The organism is Sphingomonas sp. S2-65, from assembly GCF_021513175.1.
Classification (GTDB): Bacteria; Pseudomonadota; Alphaproteobacteria; order Sphingomonadales; family Sphingomonadaceae; genus Sphingomonas.
Window position 1 is genome coordinate 179,810 of the sequence record NZ_CP090953.1, and the last position, 23,559, is coordinate 203,368.

The 23,559-nt window shown below is 66.6% G+C and carries 30 protein-coding genes and 2 other RNA genes; 21 read left to right on the plus strand and 11 right to left on the minus strand.

The window, feature by feature from the left end; genetic code table 11:
* The 7 genes from LZ586_RS00945 (at nt 1) to LZ586_RS00975 (ending at nt 5,226) form a co-directional block, all read left to right on the plus strand.
* On the plus strand, nt 1-1,077 hold the full coding sequence (locus LZ586_RS00945; protein ID WP_235077846.1) for a cysteine desulfurase family protein: 1,077 nt from the start codon (nt 1-3) through the stop codon (nt 1,075-1,077).
* Complete coding sequence (locus tag LZ586_RS00950) at nt 1,074-2,162, plus strand: cysteine desulfurase family protein (protein ID WP_235077847.1); 1,089 nt, start codon at nt 1,074-1,076, stop codon at nt 2,160-2,162. Before LZ586_RS00945 ends, LZ586_RS00950 begins: the two co-directional genes overlap by 4 nt.
* Entirely contained in the window at nt 2,159-2,494 is a 336-nt protein-coding gene (locus tag LZ586_RS00955) for a 2Fe-2S iron-sulfur cluster-binding protein (protein ID WP_235077848.1), read from the plus strand. The genes LZ586_RS00950 and LZ586_RS00955 overlap by 4 nt, the downstream gene beginning before the upstream one ends.
* Nucleotides 2,495-2,543: 49 nt before the next feature.
* An RNA gene (gene ffs, locus LZ586_RS00960) (signal recognition particle sRNA small type) lies at nt 2,544-2,641 on the plus strand.
* A gap of 281 nt (nt 2,642-2,922) precedes the next feature.
* A complete protein-coding gene (locus LZ586_RS00965) occupies nt 2,923-4,557 on the plus strand; it encodes a DNA polymerase III subunit gamma/tau (RefSeq protein ID WP_235077849.1) in 1,635 nt (544 codons plus the stop codon).
* Nucleotides 4,554-4,877 carry a YbaB/EbfC family nucleoid-associated protein gene (locus LZ586_RS00970; RefSeq protein WP_235077850.1) on the plus strand — a complete coding sequence of 108 codons (324 nt, stop codon included), beginning with the start codon at nt 4,554-4,556 and terminating at the stop codon, nt 4,875-4,877. Before LZ586_RS00965 ends, LZ586_RS00970 begins: the two co-directional genes overlap by 4 nt.
* Before the next feature lie 67 nt (nt 4,878-4,944).
* The gene (locus LZ586_RS00975) at nt 4,945-5,226 is read left to right on the plus strand and encodes a hypothetical protein (RefSeq protein WP_235077851.1); all 282 of its coding nucleotides are present in this window, start codon (nt 4,945-4,947) and stop codon (nt 5,224-5,226) included.
* Nucleotides 5,227-5,271: 45 nt separating this feature from the next.
* Here LZ586_RS00975 and mtgA read toward each other — a convergent pair whose 3' ends face one another.
* The 4 genes from mtgA to LZ586_RS00995 all read right to left on the minus strand — a co-directional run bounded on the left by mtgA (nt 5,272) and on the right by LZ586_RS00995 (nt 8,563).
* Nucleotides 5,272-6,018: a monofunctional biosynthetic peptidoglycan transglycosylase gene (gene mtgA / locus LZ586_RS00980; protein WP_413777306.1), complete on the minus strand. Its 747-nt coding sequence runs from the start codon at nt 6,016-6,018 to the stop codon at nt 5,272-5,274.
* Between the two features lie 36 nt (nt 6,019-6,054).
* On the minus strand, nt 6,055-6,489 hold the full coding sequence (locus tag LZ586_RS00985; RefSeq protein WP_235077852.1) for a hypothetical protein: 435 nt from the start codon (nt 6,487-6,489) through the stop codon (nt 6,055-6,057).
* A gap of 159 nt (nt 6,490-6,648) precedes the next feature.
* Nucleotides 6,649-7,554 (minus strand): RNA polymerase sigma factor RpoH, encoded by a 906-nt coding sequence (rpoH, locus tag LZ586_RS00990; RefSeq protein WP_235077853.1) that lies wholly within the window; start codon nt 7,552-7,554, stop codon nt 6,649-6,651.
* 55 nt (nt 7,555-7,609) lie between these two features.
* The gene (locus tag LZ586_RS00995) at nt 7,610-8,563 is read right to left on the minus strand and encodes an RluA family pseudouridine synthase (protein WP_235077854.1); all 954 of its coding nucleotides are present in this window, start codon (nt 8,561-8,563) and stop codon (nt 7,610-7,612) included.
* Nucleotides 8,564-8,581: 18 nt separating this feature from the next.
* On the opposite strand from LZ586_RS00995, the gene LZ586_RS01000 reads away from it, so the two are divergent.
* The 14 genes from LZ586_RS01000 to LZ586_RS01070 all read left to right on the plus strand — a co-directional run bounded on the left by LZ586_RS01000 (nt 8,582) and on the right by LZ586_RS01070 (nt 20,887).
* The gene (locus tag LZ586_RS01000; protein WP_235077855.1) at nt 8,582-8,980 is read left to right on the plus strand and encodes a M67 family metallopeptidase; all 399 of its coding nucleotides are present in this window, start codon (nt 8,582-8,584) and stop codon (nt 8,978-8,980) included.
* Nucleotides 8,981-9,053: 73 nt separating this feature from the next.
* The gene (locus LZ586_RS01005; RefSeq protein ID WP_235077856.1) at nt 9,054-9,203 is read left to right on the plus strand and encodes a lmo0937 family membrane protein; all 150 of its coding nucleotides are present in this window, start codon (nt 9,054-9,056) and stop codon (nt 9,201-9,203) included.
* Between the two features lie 90 nt (nt 9,204-9,293).
* Nucleotides 9,294-9,938 (plus strand): histidine phosphotransferase family protein, encoded by a 645-nt coding sequence (locus tag LZ586_RS01010; protein ID WP_235077857.1) that lies wholly within the window; start codon nt 9,294-9,296, stop codon nt 9,936-9,938.
* A 136-nt stretch (nt 9,939-10,074) separates the two neighbouring features.
* Nucleotides 10,075-12,957 (plus strand): PAS domain S-box protein, encoded by a 2,883-nt coding sequence (locus tag LZ586_RS01015; RefSeq protein ID WP_319938031.1) that lies wholly within the window; start codon nt 10,075-10,077, stop codon nt 12,955-12,957.
* A 94-nt stretch (nt 12,958-13,051) separates the two neighbouring features.
* Nucleotides 13,052-15,376 carry a chemotaxis protein CheA gene (locus LZ586_RS01025; protein WP_235077858.1) on the plus strand — a complete coding sequence of 775 codons (2,325 nt, stop codon included), beginning with the start codon at nt 13,052-13,054 and terminating at the stop codon, nt 15,374-15,376.
* A complete protein-coding gene (locus tag LZ586_RS01030) occupies nt 15,376-15,801 on the plus strand; it encodes a chemotaxis protein CheW (RefSeq protein WP_235077859.1) in 426 nt (141 codons plus the stop codon). The genes LZ586_RS01025 and LZ586_RS01030 overlap by 1 nt, the downstream gene beginning before the upstream one ends.
* 82 nt (nt 15,802-15,883) lie before the next feature.
* Nucleotides 15,884-16,249: a response regulator gene (locus tag LZ586_RS01035; RefSeq protein ID WP_235077860.1), complete on the plus strand. Its 366-nt coding sequence runs from the start codon at nt 15,884-15,886 to the stop codon at nt 16,247-16,249.
* A 19-nt stretch (nt 16,250-16,268) separates the two neighbouring features.
* Entirely contained in the window at nt 16,269-17,348 is a 1,080-nt protein-coding gene (locus LZ586_RS01040; RefSeq protein WP_261346021.1) for a chemotaxis protein CheB, read from the plus strand.
* Complete coding sequence (locus LZ586_RS01045; protein WP_235077861.1) at nt 17,345-18,211, plus strand: CheR family methyltransferase; 867 nt, start codon at nt 17,345-17,347, stop codon at nt 18,209-18,211. Before LZ586_RS01040 ends, LZ586_RS01045 begins: the two co-directional genes overlap by 4 nt.
* A gap of 43 nt (nt 18,212-18,254) precedes the next feature.
* Complete coding sequence (locus LZ586_RS01050; protein ID WP_235077862.1) at nt 18,255-18,956, plus strand: N-acetylmuramoyl-L-alanine amidase; 702 nt, start codon at nt 18,255-18,257, stop codon at nt 18,954-18,956.
* A gap of 123 nt (nt 18,957-19,079) precedes the next feature.
* A complete protein-coding gene (locus LZ586_RS01055; protein ID WP_235077863.1) occupies nt 19,080-19,382 on the plus strand; it encodes a hypothetical protein in 303 nt (100 codons plus the stop codon).
* Nucleotides 19,383-19,449: 67 nt separating this feature from the next.
* An RNA gene (gene rnpB / locus LZ586_RS01060) (RNase P RNA component class A) lies at nt 19,450-19,838 on the plus strand.
* A 180-nt stretch (nt 19,839-20,018) separates the two neighbouring features.
* The gene (locus tag LZ586_RS01065; RefSeq protein WP_235077864.1) at nt 20,019-20,555 is read left to right on the plus strand and encodes a J domain-containing protein; all 537 of its coding nucleotides are present in this window, start codon (nt 20,019-20,021) and stop codon (nt 20,553-20,555) included.
* Entirely contained in the window at nt 20,552-20,887 is a 336-nt protein-coding gene (locus tag LZ586_RS01070; RefSeq protein WP_235077865.1) for a (2Fe-2S) ferredoxin domain-containing protein, read from the plus strand. The genes LZ586_RS01065 and LZ586_RS01070 overlap by 4 nt, the downstream gene beginning before the upstream one ends.
* A gap of 91 nt (nt 20,888-20,978) precedes the next feature.
* Here LZ586_RS01070 and LZ586_RS01075 read toward each other — a convergent pair whose 3' ends face one another.
* From LZ586_RS01075 to pspC, 7 genes are all read right to left on the minus strand, one after another.
* Entirely contained in the window at nt 20,979-21,386 is a 408-nt protein-coding gene (locus LZ586_RS01075) for a SufE family protein (protein WP_235077866.1), read from the minus strand.
* 133 nt (nt 21,387-21,519) lie between these two features.
* Nucleotides 21,520-21,765: a hypothetical protein gene (locus LZ586_RS01080; protein ID WP_235079687.1), complete on the minus strand. Its 246-nt coding sequence runs from the start codon at nt 21,763-21,765 to the stop codon at nt 21,520-21,522.
* A gap of 18 nt (nt 21,766-21,783) precedes the next feature.
* Nucleotides 21,784-22,062 (minus strand): hypothetical protein, encoded by a 279-nt coding sequence (locus tag LZ586_RS01085; RefSeq protein ID WP_235077867.1) that lies wholly within the window; start codon nt 22,060-22,062, stop codon nt 21,784-21,786.
* Nucleotides 22,063-22,229: 167 nt separating this feature from the next.
* On the minus strand, nt 22,230-22,496 hold the full coding sequence (locus tag LZ586_RS01090; RefSeq protein WP_235077868.1) for a hypothetical protein: 267 nt from the start codon (nt 22,494-22,496) through the stop codon (nt 22,230-22,232).
* 13 nt (nt 22,497-22,509) lie between these two features.
* On the minus strand, nt 22,510-22,821 hold the full coding sequence (locus LZ586_RS01095) for a hypothetical protein (protein WP_235079688.1): 312 nt from the start codon (nt 22,819-22,821) through the stop codon (nt 22,510-22,512).
* Between the two features lie 33 nt (nt 22,822-22,854).
* A complete protein-coding gene (locus tag LZ586_RS01100) occupies nt 22,855-23,145 on the minus strand; it encodes a hypothetical protein (RefSeq protein WP_235077869.1) in 291 nt (96 codons plus the stop codon).
* A gap of 38 nt (nt 23,146-23,183) precedes the next feature.
* Nucleotides 23,184-23,558, minus strand: a complete 375-nt coding sequence (gene pspC / locus LZ586_RS01105; RefSeq protein ID WP_235077870.1) for an envelope stress response membrane protein PspC — start codon at nt 23,556-23,558, stop codon at nt 23,184-23,186.
* Between the last annotated feature and the right edge of the window lies 1 nt (nt 23,559).

A 23,559-nucleotide genomic window follows, 5' to 3' on the forward strand; every position in this document is an offset into this window, starting at 1 on the left:
TTGCCTGATCGCATCTATCTGGACCACGCCGCGACCACGCCGATGCTGCCTGAGGCGATCGCTGCCGTGCAGGCGGGAATGATGGGCTGGGCGAACCCATCTTCGCCCCACGCCGACGGGCGGGCGGCGCGTGCGCAGCTCGAGGCGGCACGCGCGCGGATCGCCGCCGCCTATGGCTGGGCCCACGAGCTGGTGCTGACCGGCGGCGCCAGCGAGTCGCTTCACATCGCGCTGACCCGTTCGGTGGTCGATCGGAGGCTGATCACCGCAGTCGAGCATGACGCCGTGCTGCGATACTCGGAAGACGCGGGGGTGTTGCCGGTCGACGCGCAGGGCATCGTGCGCCTCGACGCGCTCGCTGCCGCGCTGGCCGGCGGCGGGCGGACGCTGGTCTGCATCCAATGGGCGAACAGCGAGACAGGCGTGCGGCAGCGGGTCGAAGTCATTGCCGAAATCGTGCACGATGCCGGCGGGGTGCTGCTGGTCGATGCAGCCCAGATGCCGGCCCGCGCCGATGCTGCGGTGCTGCGCCATGCCGACCTGGTCGCAGTGTCGGCGCACAAGCGTGGCGGGCCTCCCGGCGTCGGCGGCCTGCTGGTTCGTGACTTCGCGCTGCTGCTGCCGACCGGTGGCCAGGAAAAGGGGTATCGCCCCGGTACCGAGAACCTGCCGGGGGTGCTCGGCTATGCCGCGGCGCTGGAAGTTGCCGAGGATATGGCCGTCCCGGCGAGCCTCCGCCGGCACCTCGATGCGCGCATCACTGCGGCGGGTGCCGAGATCGTCGCCGCCGATACCCCACGCAGCCCGCTCATCGGCGCCTATCGGATGCCGGGCGTTTCGGCGGCCGCGCAGCTGATCCGCTTCGATCTGGCCGGCATTGCCGTGTCGGCAGGGAGTGCCTGCTCGTCGGGCAGCATGCGGCCAAGCCATGTGCTGACCGCGATGGGCTGGCAGGAGCCGGAACTGCGCGAAGTGATCCGAGTGAGTTTCGGCCGCACCACCAACGAGGCGGAGGTCGAGCGCTTCGCCGATCTTTGGTGTACCATCGCTGCCGAAGCGCGAGCGCGCGCCGCATGATCTACCTCGACTATCAGGCTACGACGCCGCTCGCGCCCGAAGCGCTGCAGGCGATGCTGCCCTGGCTTCAGAACGCCCACGCCAACCCGCACTCGGCGCATGCGCCCGGACGTGCCGCCAAGGCGGGGGTGGAAGTCGCGCGTCAGCAGGTCGCGGCGCTTCTTCCCGCGAACGGCACGCTCAGCTTCACCAGCGGCGCTACCGAGGCGCTGAACTGGGCGATCAAGGGGACCGCCGGGCCCATTGTCACGCTGGCGACCGAACATGCCGCCGTGCTGGACACCGTCGCGGCGGAAGCGCGGCGGGGCAGGGAAGTTAGCGTGCTGCCGGTCGGTCCCGACGGTATCGTCGACCTGGAAGCCGCACGCGCCGCTATCCGCCCGGGAACGGGGCTGGTGGCCGCCATGCTGGTGAACAACGAAATCGGCGTGGTCCAACCGATCCCCGCGCTTGCCGGGCTGGCACATGATGCGGGCGCGCTAATGCTGTGCGACGCGGTGCAGGGATATGGGCGTATTTCCGTTCCCGCAGAGTGTGACCTCGTCGCCATCTCGGCGCACAAGATCCACGGGCCCAAGGGGATCGGCGCGCTGTGGGTGCGCAACGGTGTCCAGATCGAGCCGCTGATGCATGGTGGCGGCCAGGAAGCCGCGGGCCGCTCGGGTACGCTTTCGCCCGCGCTGTGCGCCGGCTTCGGTGCCGCCGCCGTGCTTGCGAAGGGAAGGTTCCAGTCGGACGAGGATCATGTCGCGGCGCTGCCCGCCACCGCGCGCGATCGGCTGCCCGGTTGGATCGTCAACGGCTCGGTCGAGCATCGTTACCCCGGCAATTTGAACTTGCGCTTTCCCGGGCTGGACGTCGCACGACTGATGTCGGACCTGCGCGACATCGCTTTTTCGGCGGGCTCGGCCTGTGCCAGCGGGTCGGGCCGCCCTAGCCATGTGTTGCGGGCGATCGGGCTGTCCGATGCGGAGGCGCGCTCCAGTATCCGGCTGGGGTTTGGCCGCTACACGACGTTCGAAGAACTGGAGGCTGCCTTGTCCCGTATCGATGCCGCGGCCCGGTCGCAGCGGATCGCCGCATGATCGAGGTGCGGTTCGTCAGTGCCGACGGCACCAGGATCCAGCGCGTACAGGGTGCGGAGGGCGAGCGGCTGCTCGAGGTGGCGCAGAATGCCGGGCAGCCGCTGGAAGGAACGTGCGAGGGGCAGATGGCGTGCTCGACCTGTCACGTCATCGTTGCGCCGGAAGATTTCGGCCGCCTGGTTCCCGCGAGCGAAGAAGAGGAGGACATGCTCGATCTGGCGATGGGCGCAGTCCGCACCAGCCGCCTCGCCTGCCAGATCATGCTCCGGCCCGAACTCTACGGCCTGACCGTGCAGATGCCGGGCGGCCACCGCGACATGCATCGCCGGTAATCGACCCGCGCGGCCTCTTGCCTCCCGCGCCAGCTTCGCCCATATGCGCCGCGGGAGTCGGGCGGACGGTACCGTCGCCAACCCGGTCAGGTCCGGAAGGAAGCAGCCGCAACGATTTCGTATCGGGTCGTTCCGGCTCCCACCTCAGCCCAGCGTCGACATCATGTCCGCGGGTGACGAGCATCTGGGTCTGGCAGAGCTCAAGCTCCAGCGCACCGATCAGATGAAGCACAGATAGAGGCGCCCGCACGCATGGGAACTCGAAGTACGATCGCACGAGAGCGTCGGCTCGCGGTTTTACCATGAACCCGATGGCGTGTGCGACCGTTCCTTCCCAGGCAGGAGGATACCTCGCCGGCGAGTGGATGCGCCCCGGCATCTCCGCTGATCCTTCGACAAAACGCCGCGCGCGTCCTACATAGACCGCGATGTCCGAATCCTTCCTTGGCCTCGACGAACCGCCCCAGCCGCGGCAAGAGGCGTATCGCGTCCTCGCACGCAAATACCGGCCGCAGACGTTCAGCCAGTTGATCGGCCAGGACGCGATGGTCCAGACGCTGGGGAATGCGATTAAGCGAGGGCGGCTGGCACATGCCTTCCTTCTCACCGGCGTGCGCGGGGTGGGCAAGACCTCCACCGCGCGGCTGATCGCCAAGGCGTTGAACTGCATCGGCCCGGACGGTGCAGGCGGGCCGACGATCGACCCTTGTGGTGTCTGCGAACCCTGTCGGGCGATTGCCGATGGGCGTCATATCGACGTCATCGAAATGGACGCGGCCTCGCACACCGGCATCGACGATATCCGCGAGATCATCGAGGCGTCGCGCTATTCGGCCGTTTCCGCGCGCTACAAGATCTACATCATCGACGAAGTACACATGCTGTCCAAGGCGGCGTTCAACGGACTGTTGAAGACGCTCGAGGAACCGCCGGCGCACGTGAAGTTCCTGTTCGCCACCACCGAAGTGAACAAGGTGCCGGTTACCGTACTCTCCCGATGCCAGCGCTTCGACCTGCGCCGCATCCCCGCCGAGACGCTTGCCGAACATTTCGCCAGGGTGGTCGCGGCCGAGGAGGTTCAGGCCGAACCCGAAGCGCTGGCGCTGATCGCCCGCGCTGCCGAAGGGTCGGCGCGCGACGGGCTGTCGATCCTCGACCAGGCGATCGCCCATGCCGGACTGGAAGGCGAGGGGGTGCGCACCGATGCCGTACGGCAGATGCTGGGCCTTTCCGATCGCGGCGCGATGCGCGCATTGTTCGGGCTGTTGCTGGAAGCGGATGCGCCGGGGGCGCTGGCGGCGTTGCGGGGCCAATATGATCTGGGCGTCGATCCGCAGGCGGTGCTGAAGACGCTGCTGGAGACGGTGCACGGCATCACGCTGGCGAAGCTAAACAGCACGCCGACTGCCGCGCAGTCGGCGGAAGAGCTTTCGGCGCTGCAGGATTGGGCGGTCAGCCTGTCGTTCCCGGCGCTGCATCGCCTGTGGCAGTTGCTGCTGCGCGGGCATGACGAAGTCGCCAAGGCGGTATTGCCGATCGAAGCATGCGAGATGGCGCTGCTGCGGGTGATCCATGCCTCGCAGCTTCCCGATCCCGGTGAACTGGCACGGCAGATCGCAGCAGGTGCGGTTACAGCGCCCGCGTTCACAGCGGCGCCTGCTCCCGCGCAGGCGGCGGCCCCGACCTCGGCCCTCCCCGCAAGCATGGCCGCGCTGGCGGCGCATCTGGAAGAGAATAAGCGCTATCAGTTGGCGCAGCAGGTGCGAGATTATCTGCGCCCGGTGAAGTTCGATGGCTCGGACGTAGAGTTCGGCGCCGCGCGCACGCTGCCGATCGACTTCCTCAAGGAACTCGGCGCCGCGCTGCGCGACACTACCGGCACCAATTGGCGGCTGCGGTGCGTTGACGGCGTGACGGCGATGACGCTGCGCGAAGAACAGGCCGCCAACGAAGAAGCGGAGCGTAACGCGGTGCTCGACTCGCCGCTGGTGCGCGCAGCGCGCGACGCCTTTCCCGAAGTCGAGCTTGTCGGCTGGAGCAACGTACGGAGTAATCACGGATGAAGAGCCTCGAAGACATCATGGCCATGGCGCAGAACGTCCAGGCCGAACTTAGCAAGGCGCAGGAAAATCTCGACACGATCGAAGTCGAGGGCGCGTCTGGCGGTGGTCTGGTCAAGGTGCGCGCGTCGGCCAAGGGCCGGATCATCGGGATCGACATCGACGATTCGCTGCTGAACCCGTCTGAAAAGGGGATGCTGGAGGATCTGCTTGCGGCGGCGTTCAACGATGCGCGGGCCAAGGCGGACGCGCAGTCGCAGGAAGCCATGAGCAAGATGACCAGCGGTCTTCCACTGCCGCCGGGCTTCAAGCTGCCATTCTGATCTACATCAGGAACAATCCTCCGCTTCGTTCGGTTCGTACGGACAAGAACACAGAGGAGGAAAGTTCATGGTTGATCGGATTGTCGAGCGTACCGACGGTGTGACTGCCGAGCGGGTTACCGAAACGGACACTGGCGGCACTGTCGTGGTCGAACGCCGTGGCAGCGGCGCTGGATTGCTTATCGGACTGGCAGTGCTGATCCTGGTCGTGATCGGCGCGCTGTACCTGATCAACCAGAACAACCGCGAAGCGGCGAAGACCGACGCGATCACCAGCGCCGCCGGCAGCGTCAGCGATGCTGCCAAGGACGTAGGCGACGCGGCGAAGGACGCGACCAAGCCGAACTGACATGGACGGCCCGCGATCGTCCGGAAGGATGATCGCGGGCCCGCCTCACCGCAGACAGGCGTCGAGCCCGTCGTTGCGGACCACGCCGATCCGGGCGGTGATGGCATTGCTGTACCGGCGGGTATAGCCCCGCGGCGCAACGCCCGCCCGCTTCTTCGGCAAGGGAAGAACGGCGGCGATCTGCGCCGCTTCACGGGCGTTCAGGCGCGACGCATCATGCTTGAAGTAGCGTAACGATCCTGCGTTCACGCCGTAGGTGCCGATGCCGGTCTCGGCAACGTTCAGATAAACCTCCATGATGCGGCGCTTGCTCCAAAGGTTCTCGATCAGGACGGTGAACCAGGCTTCCAAGCCTTTTCGGGCGTAGCCGCCGCCCTGCCACAGGAAGACGTTCTTCGCGGTCTGCTGACTGATCGTCGATCCGCCGCGAATTCGCCGGCCGCTCTGGTTGCGGCGATAGGCCGCCTCGATCGCATCGAAGTCGAAGCCGTGATGCTGGCAGAAGCGGGCATCTTCCGCGGCGATCACTGCGCGCGGCATCGTACGATCGATGCGCCCGATCGACATCCACTGCTTGCGCACGCCATGGCCGCCTACGAGGTCGCCCAGCATGGTGAATGTGATCGGCGGATTGACGAAGCGAAACAGCGTCACGAGGAGCAGCGATCCCAGGACGAAGATCAACACCAGCTTGACCAGCATCACCGCCACACGCCGAAGCCGCGAGCGGTGCTTCCTTTCCTTGCCGGTTGCAGCGCGGCGCGCCGGCTTGCCTTCACCCTCGTCGTTCATTGCGGTCGCTTGCCGGATCGGCGCTCCAGGGGCAACTCAAGATGCGGGTCTACTCGCAGGTCCGGCGAAGTCGGCATCCCTGCCGCTGTACACCAGCGCAGCCATCGCGCCCGCGATGACCAGCGCTGCAACCGCCAACCAGAAGCCATAGTGCCAGTGCACGTTGATCATCGCGGCGGCCGCTTGCTCAATCTCGCTGGTTCCGCGGCTCTTCGCAGCCTGCTCGAGCAGTGCGCTCTTGGTGTAGCGGGACGTACCGAGCCACAGGAACAGCAGCGCGGTCGCGCTTGTCCCGAAGGACAATGCTGCGCTGGTCTTGTCCCGCCGAAGGAACGCGATGATCAGCCCGGCGACGATCGCGGCGATCGCGACCACGAGCAACAGGTTCCAGTCCCCGCCCGACGGTGTTCGGTTGCCGGGAAGCTGGGAGGTGAACTTGCCGATCGTGAGGCCGAATCCGGTAGCCGACACCAGTTGGTTGTTTGAACAGGAAACGCTCATCCACGGCAGGAGGAACGCCAACAGTGCGATTGCCTTCGGTACCTTGATCCAACGCCACATACGAAAATGCCCCCCGGCTGAAAACCGAGGGGCACGCTAACAGCCGACAGCCGGCTGTCCAATCAAAGATCAATGCGCGGCGAGCAGCCGCTTCTCACCGGCCAGCCGCATCATCGCCTTTTGCAGTTTCTCGAAAGCGCGAACCTCGATCTGGCGCACGCGCTCGCGCGAGACGCCATAGACCTGGCTGAGCTCTTCGAGCGTCTTGGGATCGTCGGTCAGACGACGCTCGGTCAGGATGTGCTTCTCGCGCTCGTTGAGATCGCCGAGCGCCTCCTGCAGCATCGTGTGCCGGACATCGGCCTCCTGCGCCTCTGCGACGGTCTCGTCCTGAAGCTGGCTATCATCCTGCAACCAGTCCTGCCACTGGCCGTCGCCATCCTCGCGCATCGGCACGTTGAGCGACGTGTCGCCGCCCATCGCCATGCGGCGGTTCATCGAGGTGACTTCTTCCTCGGTCACCCCAAGATCGGTTGCGATCTTGGCGAGGTGCTCGGGGCTGAGATCGCCGTCCTCGAACGCGTCGAGCTTGGCCTTCATCCGGCGCAGGTTGAAGAACAGCTTCTTCTGCGCCGCAGTGGTGCCCATCTTCACCAGCGACCAGGAACGCAGGATGAATTCCTGGATCGAGGCGCGGATCCACCACATGGCATAGGTTGCCAGGCGGAAGCCGCGATCGGGCTCGAATTTCTTCACGCCCTGCATCAGGCCGATATTGCCCTCCGAGATCAGCTCGGAAACCGGCAAGCCATAGCCGCGATAGCCCATGGCGATCTTCGCCACGAGGCGCAGGTGCGAGGTTACCAGCTGCGCCGCGGCGTCGGTGTCGCCATGCTCCTGGAAACGCTTGGCGAGCATATACTCCTTCTCAGGAGTGAGAATCGGAAACTTCTTGATCTCGGCCAGATAGCGATTGAGGCTCGCCTCACCGCCGAGAGCGGGAATCGTCGCTGGGACGTTGCTGCCGCTAGCCATGATCACATTCTCCCTTCAGATGGCCCGCCAGCCCTGGGAGCGGCGGGCCAGGAACTCATACGATGAGTTTGTTGAACAGTTCCTGCATGTCGGCAGGCATTTCGCTTTCAAACGCCAAAGCGTGGCTTTTCACCGGGTGAATGAACCCCAGATGTGCGGCATGCAAGGCCTGGCGCTGGAAACCCAGCGTTGCGAGGACGCCGCGGTGCGCTGGTCGGGTGCTGCCATAAACCGGGTCGCCGAGTAGCGGGTGGCCGATCGAGGTCATGTGAACGCGGACCTGGTGGGTCCTTCCGGTCTCCAAACGGCATTCGACGAGGGCGGCTTCCCGAAGTTGGTGAAGGTGCCGCCAATGGGTGGTTGCGTGCTTGCCCTGTCCCGAGGGGACCACGGCCATTTTCTTGCGGTTTACCGACGAGCGGGCGAGGTTGGCGTGGACGGTTCCGCCCGAAGTTGACGGACGGCCCGCGACAATGGCCTTGTAGCGGCGGTCGATCGAGTGGACCTTGAACTGGCGCGCCAGACCTTCATGGGCGCGGTCGGTCTTGGCGGCGACCATCAGCCCCGAGGTATCCTTGTCGATGCGGTGGACGATGCCGGGCCGCGCCACCCCGCCGATGCCAGACAATTGCCCGGCGCAATGGTGGAGCAGGGCGTTGACCAGCGTGCCGTCGAGATTGCCCGCGGCGGGATGCACCACCAGGCCCGCCTGCTTGTCGATCACGATCAGATGCTCATCCTCGAACACGACGTTCAAGGCGATGTCCTGCGCTTCGTTATGCGCGGGCTCGGGCTCGGGCACGGCAACGCTGAACAGGCTGCCGGCAGCCGCCTTTCGGGCAGGGTCGCGGGCAAGGCCATCGGGGCCGGTCACCGCGCCGGAGGAGATCAGCACCTTCAGCCGTTCGCGCGACAGGATCGGCACGGCTTCGGCAAGCGCCCGATCGAGGCGCCAGCCATGCGCACCCTCCGAAATACGCGCCTCGATGATGGAAACCCCCCGGTTCATTGTGTTAACAATTTGGGAATGGGGTGTAGGATTTCAAGGTCTCTGCTCGACGCGATCCGGCAAGAATCCGCGATCGTTGCGCCCGAGGAAGCTTGCGGTTTGCTGTTCGGAACAACCGCGCAGATCGATGGCTGGACCCCCGCGCGAAACGTCGCGGAACAGCCCGAACGGCGGTTCGAAATCGATCCCGCGACATTGTTCGCGGCGTTGCGGGCCGAGCGGACGGGGGGCGCGGCGCTGATCGGATACTGGCATTCGCACCCGAGCGGCGACCCGACGCCGTCGCGCACGGATGGGGCAATGGCACAGCCGGACGGCAAATTGTGGCTGATCCTGGGTTCCGAGTTTCGGCTGTGGCAAGCCGGAAAAGCCGGCCTGCATGGCCGGTTCGAGGAAGTGCCAATCGAAATCGACTGAAGGGAAAGGGCAGCGGGAACGTTCCGGAGGCGCAACACGTTTGCGTAGCTCCTTTCCACATGGAGCGCTTACCATGCTTTGGACTCTTGCCGTCATTCTGCTCGTACTCTGGGCGTTGGGTTTCCTGGCCTTTCACGTCGCCGGGGGCCTTATTCACATCCTGCTGGTGATCGCGATCATCGTCGGCCTGATCCAGCTCTTCTCCGGCCGCCGAGCGGTCTGAGGTGACGGCGATGTCCCCAGCGTGCGCAGCTTGCAGCTTCGTCGCCGCTGCGCCAAAGAAGCCGCTGGGGACAGCCGGAGCCGAGATCCTTTGAACATCAGCCCAACCGATTTCGCGAGCCTGCTTTGCTCCAGGCTCTGCCACGACCTGCTCAGCCCGGTGGGCGCACTCAACAATGGGCTGGAGCTGCTGGCCGACGAGCATGATCCAGAAATGCGCGCGCGCTGCCTGGAGCTGCTGAGCGAGAGTGCGAAAGCATCGGCCAACAAGCTGAAATTCTTTCGCCTGGCGTTCGGCGCCGCCGGCGGGTTCGGCGAAACCGTCGACACCCGCGAAGCGCAAGCCGCCATCGAGGGGCTGTTCGGCGACAACCACAGAGTCAAGATCGGCTGGATGGTCGAGGACCCGGTTCTGCCCAAGCAGGCGATCAAGGTGCTGTTGAACCTGGCGCTGATCGGCGGCGACGCCCTGATCCGCGGCGGCCAGCTGGATATCGGCGCGGAGATCGCCGAGGGGAACATGGAGATCGTGGTGCGGGCCGACGGTCCGCGGATCGTGCTGGATCCCGAGCTGCGCAGCGCCCTGGCCGGCGGCAATGACGACCTGCCGATCACGCCGCGCGCGGCGGCGGCCTATCTGGCGCATGCGCTGGCGACCCAGGGCGGCGGCGTGCTGCAAGTGAGCCCGCCGGAATCCGACGTGCTGCTGTTCGGAGCCAGCTTCAGCGTCGTCTGAGGCCGCGCCGACCACTTCCATCAAGAAACTGCATCGCTACGATTTCGGAAACGTTTCCGGGTCCGTCCCGAGGGCAAGCCTTACAGAGCGTTAACCGTCCGCCGCTAGGCTGTGGGTCCACGACAAGGGACCCTGGGTGTTCGCGATCTTCTATTGCCTGCGCGATCAGCATGACTTCCGGCTGGTGCTTCTTGCCGGCCTGATCTGCATCGCGTCGGCAGCGACGGCGGTCTCTTTGCTGCGCCAGCTACCGACCCTGGCCGGGCGTCACCGGCGTACCGCGACCCTGGCAGCCGGCGTCGCGACCGGCACCGGCATCTGGGCCACCCACTTCCTCGCGATGCTCGGTTTCGATCCGGGTATCGTCACCGGCTATCAGGTCGTGTTGACGACGCTGTCGCTGGCGGTGGCGGTCGTCATGGTCACGCTGGGTATCCACATCGCGGTCACGCGCGGCGAGCGCTGGCGTTTGCCACTGGGCGCAGCGGTGATCGGCGGCGGCATCGCCGCGATGCACTATACCGGGATGCAGGCGATGCAGTTCGCAGGCGCGTTCGCATTCGCACCGGCCCCCGTGCTCGCCTCGATCGCGTTCGCGATCGCACCAGTGATCCCGGCCGTCAGCCTTGCGCTCACCGGCAGGGGGTGGCGTTCGGCCTGCGGCGCGGCTGCGCTGCTGACGCTGGCCATCCTGCTGCTCCACTTCACCGGCGTATCGGCGGCGCGGGTCATCCCGTCCTCCGAAATCGGATCCCCCGGGTTGGCGATCCAGGCGAAAGGCATGGCGCTGCTGGTCACGCTCGCCACCCTGGCGATCCTGGGAATATCGACATGGGCGGCGCGGACGAGGACGCTGCGCGAGGAGCGCCGGCGCAGCACGTCGGATTCAGCCTGGGCGGCAGTGGTACGATCCAATCTGGTCGCAGAGCTGGACCTGGATGGCATCATCCTGTGGGCCAACCAGCCCATGCTCGACGCGATGGGCTATACGCTGGACGAGATCCGCGGCCAGGATCATCGCATCCTTTGCAGTCGCGAAGAAGCCGGGAGCGCGGACTATGCGCGCTTCTGCGAGCGGCTGATCGGCGGCGGAGTCGAATCCGGCACCTATCGCCGGATCGCTTCGGATGGGCGGGTCGTGTGGCTGAACGCCACCTACAACCCGATCTTCGGCCGCGACGGCCGGCCCGAGCGCATCCTGACGATCGCGAGCGACGTGACGGCCGTGAAGCACGCCGAGGCCGAGGCGAATGCGAAGCTGGCGGCGGTCGACCGCAGCCAGGCCGTAGTCGAGTTCGACCTGAACGGCACGATCGTCGAGGCCAATGCCAGGTTCCTGACGCTGACCGGCTATACCCGCGGCGAAGTGATCGGCAGGCATCACCGGATGTTCTGCACCGCCGAAGTGCTGGAGGGCGATGCCTACCGCGCCTTGTGGACGAAGCTTCGCGAGGGCCGCGCCGAGAGCGGCGTGTACAAGCGGCTGGCGCGCGACGGCCGCGAGATCTGGCTGCAGGCGAGCTACAGCCCCGTGCTGGATCCCGACGGCCGCCCGGTGCGCATCACCGAACTGGCGACCGACGTGACCGCCGACCGGATGCGGACCGCCGAGTTGAAGGCGATCTCCAGCGCGGTCGACCGCAGCCAGGCGACCATCGAGTTCGCGCTGGACGGGACCGTCCTGGACGCCAACGGCAATTTCCTGTCGATGATGGGATATGCGCGCGACGAGGTGCTGGGGCAGCATCACCGGATGTTCAGCGTCGCGGGGGAGGCGGATAGCGCCGACTATGCCGCATTCTGGAACAAGCTGGCGAGCGGCGCGCATGACGCCGGTGTCTACAAGCGGCGCGCCAAGGATGGCCGGGACGTGTGGCTGCAGGCGACCTACACGCCGGTGCTGGACCCCGAGGGCCGACCGCTCAAGGTGGTGAAGTTCGCCACCGACGTGACCGCCGCCAAGCTGCGCGAGGCTGATTTCGAAGCGCGCACGGTCGCCATGGACCGCAGCCAGGCGGTTATCGAATTCGGCCTGGACGGCACGGTGCTGCACGCCAATGCCAACTTCCTGGATGCGACGGGGTACCGGCTGGATGAGGTAATCGGCCGGCACCATCGGATGTTCTGCGCGGCGGATCTTGCCGCGTCGGCCGAATACAAGGCGTTCTGGGACAAGCTGGGGACGGGCGCGTTCGACGCCGGCGTGTACAAGCGCCGCGCGAAGGATGGCCGCGACCTATGGTTGCAGGCGACCTACAACCCGATCCTGGACCCCGACGGCAAGCCCTGCCGCATCGTCAAGTTCGCGATGGACATCACCGATGCCAGGGCGCGTGCCGCCGAGGCGGAGGGCCAAGTCAACGCGATCGACCGCAGCCAGGCCGTTGCCGAATTCGACCTGAGTGGCCGGATCCTGCACGCCAACGACCATTTCCTGGCGGCATTCGGCTATAGCCTGGCCGAGCTGGTCGGGCAGCATCACGCGAAACTGTGCCCGAGGGACGTGGCGGCATCGGACGCCTATCGGGCGTTCTGGGACCGGCTGGAGCGCGGCGAATTCCACAGCGGACGCTATCGTCGCATGGGAGCGGACGGCGGCGAGGTGTGGATACGCGCCACCTATACTCCGATCCTGGATGCCGACGGGCGGCCGCACAAGATCGTAAAGATCGCCAGCGACGTGACGAACCAGGTGCTGCTGGAGCAGGAAATCCAGACCAGGCTCCGCGAGAGCGAAGCGTTGCAGCACGAATTGGAGACGCAGCGCGAAACATTGCAGGGAACGATGGGCGAGCTGGAGACGATCGTCACGACGATCGGCAGCATCGCCGCGCAGACCAACCTGCTGGCGCTGAACGCGACGATCGAAGCGGCGCGGGCGGGCGAGACGGGCCGCGGCTTCGCGGTGGTGGCGAGCGAAGTGAAGAAGCTGGCCAACGACACCCGCACCGCGACCGACCGGGCGACCCGCATGATCTCCGCCCGATACGAGCGCGGCGATCTTGCCAAAGCGAGCTGATCCGTCCCGCGCCGATCGTGCCGCATGTCGCGGCTAACGCGGAATTAACGCTCCTGCGCCCATGACACAGGCGCATATTTGCCATTGGGGCCCCATGGACGACCTGCTTCAGGAATTCATTGCCGAAACGCGCGAAACGCTGGAGGCGTTGTCGGGCGAGATCGTCGCGTGGGAAGCGCATCCCGAAGACAGCGCGCGCCTGGATGCGATCTTCCGCTTCGTGCACACGGTTAAGGGGAGCTGCGGCTTTCTCGACCTGCCGCGGCTGGGGCGGCTGAGCCACGCCGCCGAGGACGTGCTGGCGCAGGTGCGGGTGGGCGAGCGCATCCCCGACCGCGCGCTGGTCAATTCGGTGCTGGCGGTGGTCGATCGGATCGGCGAACTGGTCGAGGCGATCGAATCGGGAACGAGCCTGGAGGCGAGCGGCGACGAGCTGCTGATCGCGGCGCTGGCCGAAGGCACGCAGAATCTGGTGCAGGCGAGCGGGCCGGCGGCGCCGCGCGCTGCCGCGCGCAGCGTGCGGCTGAACGTCGACCTGCTCGACCGGATGATGTCGGGAATGTCCGACATGGTGCTGGCGCGCAACGAGCTGGCGCGGCGGCTGCGCCAGGGTGACGTCGATCCCGCGATCGAGGCGGCGCTGGAGCGGCTGTCGATGACCGTCGGCGAGATGCGCGACACGGTGACCCGCACCCGGATGCAAAAGATCGACGCGCTGTTCTCCGCGCTGCCGCGGATGGTGCGCGATACCGCCGCCGGGCTCGGCAAGTCGGTGATGCTGCACATCGACGGATCCGACGTCGAGCTGGACCGCGAGATGATCGAAGTGATGCGCGACCCGCTGGTCCACATCATCCGCAACTCGATCGACCATGGCATCGAGGCGCCGCAACAGCGCCGCACCGCGGGCAAGCGTGAGAATGGCCGGCTGAGCGTTTCGGCGCGCCAATCGGGCAACCAGATCATCGTCGAGATCGCCGATGACGGGCGGGGCATCGACACCGAGAAGCTGATCGCCAAGCTGGTGGCGGGGGGCCGCGACGAACAGCAGCTGCGGCGGCTGTCGCACCGCGCCCAGCTGGCGCTGGTGTTCGAGCCCGGGCTGTCGAGCAAGGACGAAGTCACCGAGGTTTCCGGCCGCGGCGTCGGCATGGACGTGGTGCGCGCGGCGATCGAGCAGATCGGCGGGCGGGTGGAGCTGGACAGCGTGCTCGGCAAGGGGCTGCGGATCACGATCCATGTGCCGCTGACCCTGTCGATCATCTCGGCGATCGTCGTGGGCGCGGGGAACCAGCGCTTCGCGATCTCGCGCCAGGCGATCGAGGAAATCGTCACCGACCGCAGCGATGCGATCCGCATCGACACGCTGGGCGGCGCGCGGGTCGCCACCGTGCGCGACCGGCGGATGCCGCTGGTCGACCTGGGCGGGTTGCTGGGGCTCGAGGCCGGGGAGCGCGGCGAAAGCCAGATGCTCGCGATCCTGAGCGTGAGCGACGGCAGCTTCGCGCTGGCGGTGGATACCGTGCTGGACAATGAGGAACTGGTGGTGAAGCCGGCTTCGCCCGCGGTGATGGCGGCCGGGCTTTATGCCGGGCAGACGCTGCCCGACAGCGGGCTGCCGATGCTGATGCTCGACTGTGCGGGGATGGCGCAGGTGGCCGGGCTCGACTTCAGCCGCGACGCGAACGAGGCGTTCGAGGAAGAAGAAGCGGTGCAGGAGCCCGCGGGCATGCCGGCGCTGCTGTTCCGCGACCTGGACGGCATGCGGCGCGCGGTGCCGCTGGCGGCGGTCGACCGCGTCGAGCAGGTCGAGGGCTCGGCGGTGCGCTTTGCGGCGGGGCGCTTCCGGGTGACGATCGACGGGCGCATCCTGCCGCTGGCGGCGCATGGCACGCTGGAGGGCCGGGCGCGGCTGAGCGTGCTGCGGCTGAAGGATGGCGACAGCGAAGTGAGCTATGCGATCGACGAGGCGCTCGACATCATCCTGCTGCCCGACGAGATGGTACCGGCGCGCACGGCCGGGCCGGTTGCGGGGGTGACGCTGGTGGACGGGGAGCAGATCGAGCTGCTCGACGTGCTGTGGGTGTTCGACGAGCATGCCGACCGCGACGTCGAGGCCGAGACTGCGCCTTTGTGCCTGATCTCGGGCGACAGCGACGGGTGGATGGCGTCGTTCGTGCGGCCGATCCTGGAGTCGGCGGGCTATCGCGTGGCGACCCGGCTGGAACCCGGCGAGACCCCGGCGGTGGTGCTGGTGCCCGAGGAGAATGCGCAAACCGATGCCGCCAAGGCGCCGCTGGTGCGGCTGCGGCGGCGGCGGTCGGCGGCGGGTGCCGGGGACGACAGCGTATACCGCTATGACCGCGCCGGGCTGTTGTCCGCGCTGGAGGCCCAGGTGGCCAGAAAAGGACTGCGCTGATGTCGAACCTGTTCCTGATCGCGCATGTCGCCGGGCGGACCGTGGCGATCGATTCCGACCAGGTCGAGTCGGTGGTCGATATCGGCGAAGTGACGGCGGTGCCGCGCGCGTCGCCGCACGTCCGCGGGCTGGCGGCGCTGCGCAGCCGCGTGGTGACGGTGGTGGATACCCAGTCCGCGCTCGGCCATGAGGGCGGGTCCCAGGCAAGCCGCGCGGTGATCACCCAGGTCGACGGGCACCATTACGCGCTGCTGGTCGACCAGCTGGACGACGTCGCCCCGTTCGAGCTGCGGCCGCTGGGAGGGGGCGTGACGCTCGACCCGGCCTGGCGGGCGGCGGGCAGGGGCATCGTCGAGCGCGACGGCGAGCCGATCCTGGCGATCGACCTGGCCGCGCTGGTGCCGGGGCAGACCGGCACGCACTAATATTTGTGGGTTAACCCGGCGCTTACGGCTTCTTCGCCACTATGAAGCATTAAGACACCTGGCAATCGGGGAACAGGGAAACATGAAGACTTGTCTCGTCGTCGACGACTCAAAGGTTATCCGCAAGGTCGCGCGGCACATCCTCGAAACCCTGAACTTCCAGGTTCGCGAAGCCGGTGACGGCCGCGAGGCGCTGGACGCGTGCCTGGACACGCCGCCGGACGTGATCCTGCTCGACTGGAACATGCCGGTGATGAGCGGCATGGACTTCCTGCGCGCGCTGAAGGACTCGGGCATCGCACAGCGCCCGAAGGTGGTGTTCTGCACCACCGAGAACGGCATGGCCTATATCCGCGCCGCGATCGAAGCGGGCGCGGACGAATATGTGATGAAGCCGTTCGACCGCGAGACGCTGGAAAGCAAGCTGCAGATCGTCGGCGTCGCCTGACCGGCGCGAGCGAGTCGCCATGGCGTATAGTTCCAGCCTTGCCCCCGGGGCGGCCTCGCGTAGCGGCGGAGCGCCGCCGGCCCAGATACTGATCGTCGACGACTCGCTCGTCGCACGGTCGGTGCTGGGACGCATGATCGAGGGCACGCGCCGCTTCCAAGTGGCGGCGGCGCTGAGCGACGTACGCGGCGCGCTCGAATATCTGCAGAGCCACCGCGTCGACATCATCCTGCTCGACATCAACATGCCCGGCATCGACGGCCTCACTGCTTTGCCCGACGTCATCCAGGCGGGGCGCGGTGCCAAGGTGCTGATCGTGTCGTCTTCCGCCGACGAAGGCGCCGCCGTCACTGTGCAGGCGCTTGCGCTCGGCGCCGCCGACACGCTGGTCAAGCCCGGTATCGGCGCGTTCGGCGGGCGTTTCGCGGCAGTGCTGGAGGAGCGGTTGACTCGGCTGCTCGACGCCCCCGGCGACCATGGCGCGCATGCCGCGACCAGCTTCGGCCCGGTCCCCACCCCGCAAGAATTCGATATCGTCGCGATCGGCGCCTCAACCGGTGGGATCCACGCGCTGGGCCAGTTGCTGCGGGCCATTCCGGCAAGCTTCCGCGTCCCGATCCTGGTAACCCAACATCTGCCGATCAGCTTCATGGGCTATTTCGCCGCGCAACTTGCGGTGCTGGGCGGCCGGCCCTGCGATGTGGCGGTGGACCGGATGCGGGTACGGTCCGGACGTATCATCGTCGCGCCGGGCGACGCGCATATGCGCGTGGCGCGGATGGCGGACGGAGTCGCGATCCGATTGACCGGAGAACGGTCCGACACTGGCTGCATGCCCTCCGTCGACCCGATGTTCGAGACCGTGGCCGAAGTGTTCGGCGCGCGTGCGCTTGGCGTGATCCTGAGCGGCATGGGCCGTGACGGTTCGGACGGCGCGCGGAAGCTGAGCGAATGCGGGGCGCGGGTGTTCGTGCAGGACCGCGAGACCTCTGTCGTGTGGGGCATGCCGGGTGCCGTCGCAAAGGCAGGCCGTGCGACCGCAGTATTGCCGCCCGATGAGATCGGCCTGCTGATCGCCCGCGGAGGGCGGACGGCATGAGCACGGCGAAGATCGCGCCCGTTATGGGTTCTTCCAGCGCGATGAACATGATCGGGGCGCTGCTGGAGCAGCGGGCGGGACAGCAGATCGCTGCGAACCGCGCGTGGCGGATCGAGACGGCACTGAAACCGCTGCTGCGCGCACGGGGCCTGGCGACCCTGGACGAGCTGGTCGGCCAATTGGTCGCCGCGCGTACCGGTGAATTGGGCGACCACGTCGTCGATGCGCTGCTGAACCAGGAAACGAGCTTCTTTCGCGACGTCGCCGTACTCGACACGGTCGCCGACGCCGCGCAGGCGCTCCATGCCGCGAACCCGCAGCGGAAGCTGCGGATATGGTCGGCGGGCTGTTCCACGGGGCAGGAGCCGTTGAGCCTTGCCATGCTGCTGATCGAGCGCGGCCTGATGGACTCGGCCACGCCTCCCGAAATCGTCGCCACCGACATCTCGCCCGCCGCGCTGAGCCGTGCGCGCGCCGGCCGGTATTCGCAGTTCGAGATCCAGCGCGGATTGCCGGTGCGGCGCATGATCCAATGGTTCGACAGCGTGGGCGGAGACTGGGTCGCGAAACCGGAACTGGTTCGACGCGTGCAGTTCCGCCAGCACAACCTAACCGCCGACTGCGCGCCGGCCGGACGGTTCGACATCATACTGTGCCGCAACGTGATGCTGTATTTCTCCACGGCGGTGCGCCAGCGGGTGTTCGACCTGCTCGCGACGGGCGTACGGCCCGGAGGGTTGCTGGTGCTTGGGGCCGGCGAGACAGTGATCGGAATGACCGAGCATTTCAGCCCGACCAAAGCGTTTCGCGGCTTCTACGAGGCCGCCGATCCCGCAGCGCCGTCGGCGGCTGTACTGGGCTGATCCCGCTTGCCCGCCGGCGCCTGGCGGTTCTAACGTCGCTGCGATGCAGAACGGGCTACCCACGATCAACGCGCCGTCCCCCAATTTCGACGCGCGCGCGTTGCCGGTCTCGATGATCGTGCTGCATTATACCGGGATGGAGAGCGGCGAGGCGGCGATCGCCCGGCTGCGCGATCCCGAGGCCAAGGTTTCGGCCCATTACCTGGTGGACGAGGACGGCACGATCCTGCGCATGGTCGCGGAGGACAAGCGGGCATGGCACGCCGGACGTTCGCACTGGCGCGGGATCACCGACGTCAACAGCGCCTCGATCGGCATCGAGATCGTGAACCCCGGCCATGACTTCGGATATCGCCCTTTCACCGATGCGCAGATGAGCGTGCTGATCCCGCTGGTCGCCGACATCAAGGAGCGGCACGGCATCACCCGCGGCAATGTCGTGGGGCATTCCGACGTCGCGCCGGCGCGCAAGCAGGATCCAGGCGAATTGTTCAACTGGCACGCGCTGGCGCGGCTGCGGCTGGCACTGCCGCGCCCGACCAAGAACCTAGTGGATCCCGGCTGGCCGGACGCCGGGTTCATGTTGGCGCTGGAACGGTTCGGGTATGACGTGAGCGACAGGGAAGCGGCCGTGATCGCGTTTCAACGGCGGTTCCGGCCCGAGATGATCGATGGCGAGATCGACATGGAGTGCCGCTGTATCCTGCTGGCCTTGCTGCTGCCGAAGCCACAAGGCGAGGACTGACCTAAAGAAGGTTTCAGCCCGCTTCAGCATCTTTCCCGCTAGGTCGGCTATCGCCCTGCTGTCATCGTGGGTGCGGAGGGACGGGAGAACGACATGCTCGATAGCGGAGGGCTCCGGCAGCCCGTGACCCTTGGCCCCGTGCGGGTGCGCCTGACCGGCGTCGTGAAGGGGGATGCCGCCTCGGTAAACGCGCCGACCATGGCAGAGGCGACTGCGGCGCTGCACCGGGCGGCACGCGTCAACGGCGCGGACGCAGTGGTGCAGATCAGTTCCGATCATCGCCGCACCACGCTGGCGAGCGGGCCATTATCGGTCCAGACCCTGGTCGAGGTCCAGGCGTGGGGAACGGCCGTGCAGGAGACGTGGGAAGAGCCGTCAAGCGACGCTGTGCCTAAGCAGGCGGAGGGAACCGCCGAAGAAGAATGACGGCGTGGGCGTTGGAGGCCGTCGATTGGGCTTCCATCCTGCGCGCTTGCCGCTATCAGCCGTCGAGCCAGAGGGTTGGGCGGCCGCGTTGGCACCGCAAGGTGTCACCGAGGAAAGTCCGGGCTCCACGGAACGACGGTGCCGGGTAACGCCCGGCGGGGGCGACCCCAGGGAAAGTGCCACAGAGAGCAGACCGCCCACTGGTTCCCGGTTTTCGGACCGGGAACTGAGGGCAAGGGTGAAAGGGTGCGGTAAAAGCGCACCGCGCGACCGGTAACGGAAGCGGCATGGTAAACCCCACCGGGAGCAAGACCGAATAGGGACGGCACATGCGCCTCGTTCCGGCGCGTCGTCCGGGTTGGTTGCTTGAGCGGCGGAGCAATCCGTCGCCTAGAGGAATGGTCGCACAGCCCTTTCGAGGGTGGACAGAACCCGGCTTACAGACCCTCTGGCATCTTTATCGCGAATGGCGGCTTCTCGCGGAGGTCGCCCCGAGGCCGGGCTCCGCCGCTTCCTTCTGGAAGAAGCGGGATCCGTCTCGGGCCCTGGATGGCGAAGTATCTGGGTCGGTGACGAAGAAGATGCGCGCCCTCAGCCTAGCCTTTCGCGAACCGTGCCCCTATCTGCTTCAAATCTATGGCAAGACACACCAGATCGAGCGATTGGGGTTTTCCGCGGTGGCGCAGCTATGGTGCCGAGCGCGAAGCCGTGAAGGTGCGGATGTGCGACCGGCATGGTTGCGAGGAGCCCGGCGACCGCCCCGCACCCAAATCCCCGAACAACCCCGAACGCTGGTATTTCTGCGAGACGCATGCCGCCGAGTACAACCGCAATTGGAATTACTTCGAGGGGCTGAACGCCGAGGAAGCCGCACAGCGCGAGGCGGAAGAGCGCCGCGACGCGAGCGGCTATTCGGAATCGCGGCATAATGGCTGGGCAGGCCCTGGCGACGGCAGCCGTTCGCGCGACGAGATGCGCGCGCTCGAAGTGCTGGAACTGGAGGTCGACGCGGATTTCGACGCAGTGCGGATCGCGTGGCGGCGGCTGGCCAAGTCCAACCACCCGGATGTGAAGCCGAACGACGCCGATGCCGCGAAGCGGTTCCAGGCGATCCAGGCGGCCTATGAAGTGCTCAAGGCGGCCGAGGAGCGCCGGACCTGGAAGCCGGGTTGAAGACGGTCCGGTCGAACTGGTCCGACGCGATCCTGGTTTGCGCCAAATGCTCCAAGAAGCTGGACGGCGGTTTCGGGCCCAAGGGCAAGGCGCCGCTTGGCAAGGCGCTGCGCAAGCATTTGCACGTGAAGAAGGGGCGCAAGGCGGCGGCGGGCATCGTCGAGGTGAAGTGCCTTGGTATCTGTCCGCGCGGAGCGGTCACCGTGGTGAACGGCGCGCGGAGCCGCGAGTGGCTCCTAGTGCCCGAGGGGGCCGATCTGGACGTGGTTGTCGCGAATCTGGGGCTCTCAGCGCCGGTTAATTCGGACGAGGTTGCCGGAAGCTTCCTGTAACCTCGGGGCGTTGAGCCGGAATCCCGCTACTTCAACCCGCTAGAAGAAGCGGGACCCCGGCTCAAGGCCGGGGTGACGATGAGCGGGCTGATCAGTTCGCGTAGCGGGCTGCGGTGTCGCGGATCAGGGCGATCATGTTGGGAATGCCCTGCGTCCGGTTCGAACTCAGCTGGTTCTTGAGATCGAAGGGCGCGAGTGCGGCGTCGACATCGGTGGCCAGGATGTCGGCCGGCGCGCGGTCCTGCACGGTCAGCAGGACAAGCGCGATGATACCCTTGGTGATGGCCGCATTCGAATCCGCCAGGAAGTGCAGCGTGCCGTCGTCGCGGCGGGTAGGATAGACCCAGACCGAGGCGGAGCACCCACGCACGAGCGTCGCATCGGTCTTCAACGGATCGGGCATCGGTTCCAGGCCGCGGCCGAGATCGATCAGCAGGCGGTAGCGGTCGTCCGCGTCGAGGAATTCATATTCGTCCTGAAGATCGGCTAGGCTGGTCATGCGGAGCGCTATAGCGGCGCGGCGTTCGTCGCGTCATCCCCGGCTGGGCAGGATCTGGAAATAAGCCGTGCGGTGGCGGGGCTGCCCGGGCCCCGTTGCCGCCACGAAGGACGCAGGCGTGGTGTAGCGGGGTTTAGAGGTCGACGCCGGCCGCGATCGCCTCGAGCTTGCGGATCCGCTCCTTGAGATCGGCCATTTCGATGCGCGATGCTGCCGAAGGCAGGGCGGGCGCGTCGATCTGCGACTGGCTGTGGCGGCCGAGTTCCTGTTGCTTGAGCGAGAGCCAGCCGCGCCAGCCCGACAGCCCTGCGGTGGTGAGCATGGCCAGGCCGGCAAGGCCCGATACCGCGCAAGTGATGTAGAGTTCGGGGTCGTGGATCACGTCATGCCTCCCTGGTCAGACGTTGTTCTTGGTACGCAGCGCGTCGATCTCGCGTTCGAGCCGGGTGCTGCTGGTCTCGTTGTCGGTGATGACGCGTTCGAGAACCTGGACGCGCTCCTTGACGGCGCGGAGCTCTTCGCGGAGGCGCGCGGCCTCCTGAGCCGCGGCGGGATCCTGGACGCCGCGATAGACGTCCTTGCCATCGCGGTCCTTGTGGATCCCCAGGCGCGCCTTGAGCACGCTGCCGATGGTGACCACGACGAGGATCGCGACGACCATTTCGAACGGGTTCATCCTCTACACTCCCTCTTGTGCCGGTGCGGCTATTTGGTCTGTTGTTGCTGCTGCGCCAAGCGGAGTGCGCGGCGGACGGGTCGGTCCCGGGCTTCGGCGAGGGCGATAGCGCCCCCGCACAGTGCGGTGAGCACTGCGAAAACTGCAATCATCATGGGGTTGATCCTCTAGTTGAGCGGCGCGTCGCGCAGCTTCTCGATTTCATCCGCGACGGCGATGCCGCGGTCGGTGACGATGCGCTCCAGGACACGGACCCGTTGTTCGAGACGCTCGGTCTGGGCGGCGTATTGCGCGGCCTTTTCGGCGACCATCTGCGACTCCAGTTCCATCTGGCGCTCCTTGAGCTTGAACCAGGGGCGGAGGAACACGCCGCCGAAGATGGCGAGCAGCCCGCAGCTGATGCCGAGGATGGGGATGAGAAGGGGGCTGATCATCGAATGCTTCCTCTCAGTTGGTGTGCGTGCCGCGCAGCGACTCGATCTCGCGGTCGAGGCTCACGGCGCCGTCGGTGACGATGCGCTCGACATTGGCGAGGCGGTCCTTGACCGAGCCGAGCTCGGCGCGGAGCTGGGCGGTCTCCTGGCTGAGCAGGCGGATGCGCTCCATCGCCTCGTCGTCGCGCTTCGGGTAGAGCGCCTTGCCCCAGCTGTTTTCCAGCGGGTAGCCGTTCTTGATGCGAAGCCAGGTGGTGAGGACCCAGCCGGCCATCGTCACCGAGACGATGATGGCGATCAGCGGGAAGATGCCCTGGACGAACATCAGTTTGTCGGCACTGTTCATGGTCTCAACTCCTTAGCGCAGTGCGTCGATTTCGCGGGCGGTGCGCTCGGCGGGATCGGTGGCGATCCGTTCGAGCACGGCGATGCGGTCCTCGAGGCGCGAGATCTGGCCGGTGAGGCGTGCGTTCTCGCTCGAGAGCAGTTCGATCTTCCGCTCGGCGGTGGGGTCGCCCTTGTGGCTCACCCCGTTCCACTCGCTCTCCACCGGGTAGCCGTGCCTGGCGCGGATCCAGTTGTTGAAGATCATTCCGAAGGTCGAGATCGCGATGATGGCGATGACGAAGCCTGGTCCACTCCAGCTCATGATGTTTTCCCTTCCTGTTTGACGGCCTGGCGATTGGCTCAGCGCAGGCTGTCGATCTCGTCCGCCAGGCGCGTGTTGCGGCTGGTATAGTACATCTCGATGTCGGCGAGGCGGCGGTCGATGTCGCGGAACTTCGAGCGGACCTCGGCGGTGGAGCGGCTCGGGTTCGAGCGCACGCCCTGCCAGAACTTGGCTTCCTCAGGGCCCTGATAGAGCCCCGCGGGCCTGTTCGGCGCCATCCACGCGATCAGCAGATAGGCGAAGATGTTCATCGGGAAGATCGCGAAGCTGAGCATCACGAAGCCGACGCGGAGCCAGATGGCATCGATGCCGGTATATTCCGCCAGGCCCGAGCATACGCCCAGCCACTTGCTGTTCTGCTTGTCGAGATAGAATTTGGTACGAGCGGACATC

What these genes read in the sequence shown, in the direction of transcription:
- LZ586_RS00950 (WP_235077847.1), top strand. Translation starts at nt 1,074, where the DNA reads ATGATCTACCTCGACTATCAGGCTACGACGCCGCTCGCGCCCGAAGCG.
- LZ586_RS00955 (WP_235077848.1), top strand. Translation starts at nt 2,159, where the DNA reads ATGATCGAGGTGCGGTTCGTCAGTGCCGACGGCACCAGGATCCAGCGC.
- LZ586_RS00965 (WP_235077849.1), top strand. Translation starts at nt 2,923, where the DNA reads ATGTCCGAATCCTTCCTTGGCCTCGACGAACCGCCCCAGCCGCGGCAA.
- LZ586_RS00970 (WP_235077850.1), top strand. Translation starts at nt 4,554, where the DNA reads ATGAAGAGCCTCGAAGACATCATGGCCATGGCGCAGAACGTCCAGGCC.
- LZ586_RS00975 (WP_235077851.1), top strand. Translation starts at nt 4,945, where the DNA reads ATGGTTGATCGGATTGTCGAGCGTACCGACGGTGTGACTGCCGAGCGG.
- mtgA (WP_413777306.1), bottom strand. Translation starts at nt 6,018, where the DNA reads ATGAACGACGAGGGTGAAGGCAAGCCGGCGCGCCGCGCTGCAACCGGC.
- rpoH (WP_235077853.1), bottom strand. Translation starts at nt 7,554, where the DNA reads ATGGCTAGCGGCAGCAACGTCCCAGCGACGATTCCCGCTCTCGGCGGT.
- LZ586_RS00995 (WP_235077854.1), bottom strand. Translation starts at nt 8,563, where the DNA reads ATGAACCGGGGGGTTTCCATCATCGAGGCGCGTATTTCGGAGGGTGCG.
- LZ586_RS01000 (WP_235077855.1), top strand. Translation starts at nt 8,582, where the DNA reads ATGGGGTGTAGGATTTCAAGGTCTCTGCTCGACGCGATCCGGCAAGAA.
- LZ586_RS01005 (WP_235077856.1), top strand. Translation starts at nt 9,054, where the DNA reads ATGCTTTGGACTCTTGCCGTCATTCTGCTCGTACTCTGGGCGTTGGGT.
- LZ586_RS01025 (WP_235077858.1), top strand. Translation starts at nt 13,052, where the DNA reads ATGGACGACCTGCTTCAGGAATTCATTGCCGAAACGCGCGAAACGCTG.
- LZ586_RS01030 (WP_235077859.1), top strand. Translation starts at nt 15,376, where the DNA reads ATGTCGAACCTGTTCCTGATCGCGCATGTCGCCGGGCGGACCGTGGCG.
- LZ586_RS01035 (WP_235077860.1), top strand. Translation starts at nt 15,884, where the DNA reads ATGAAGACTTGTCTCGTCGTCGACGACTCAAAGGTTATCCGCAAGGTC.
- LZ586_RS01040 (WP_261346021.1), top strand. Translation starts at nt 16,269, where the DNA reads ATGGCGTATAGTTCCAGCCTTGCCCCCGGGGCGGCCTCGCGTAGCGGC.
- LZ586_RS01045 (WP_235077861.1), top strand. Translation starts at nt 17,345, where the DNA reads ATGAGCACGGCGAAGATCGCGCCCGTTATGGGTTCTTCCAGCGCGATG.
- LZ586_RS01050 (WP_235077862.1), top strand. Translation starts at nt 18,255, where the DNA reads ATGCAGAACGGGCTACCCACGATCAACGCGCCGTCCCCCAATTTCGAC.
- LZ586_RS01065 (WP_235077864.1), top strand. Translation starts at nt 20,019, where the DNA reads ATGGCAAGACACACCAGATCGAGCGATTGGGGTTTTCCGCGGTGGCGC.
- LZ586_RS01075 (WP_235077866.1), bottom strand. Translation starts at nt 21,386, where the DNA reads ATGACCAGCCTAGCCGATCTTCAGGACGAATATGAATTCCTCGACGCG.
- LZ586_RS01085 (WP_235077867.1), bottom strand. Translation starts at nt 22,062, where the DNA reads ATGAACCCGTTCGAAATGGTCGTCGCGATCCTCGTCGTGGTCACCATC.
- LZ586_RS01090 (WP_235077868.1), bottom strand. Translation starts at nt 22,496, where the DNA reads ATGATCAGCCCCCTTCTCATCCCCATCCTCGGCATCAGCTGCGGGCTG.
- LZ586_RS01095 (WP_235079688.1), bottom strand. Translation starts at nt 22,821, where the DNA reads ATGTTCGTCCAGGGCATCTTCCCGCTGATCGCCATCATCGTCTCGGTG.
- LZ586_RS01100 (WP_235077869.1), bottom strand. Translation starts at nt 23,145, where the DNA reads ATGAGCTGGAGTGGACCAGGCTTCGTCATCGCCATCATCGCGATCTCG.
- pspC (WP_235077870.1), bottom strand. Translation starts at nt 23,558, where the DNA reads ATGTCCGCTCGTACCAAATTCTATCTCGACAAGCAGAACAGCAAGTGG.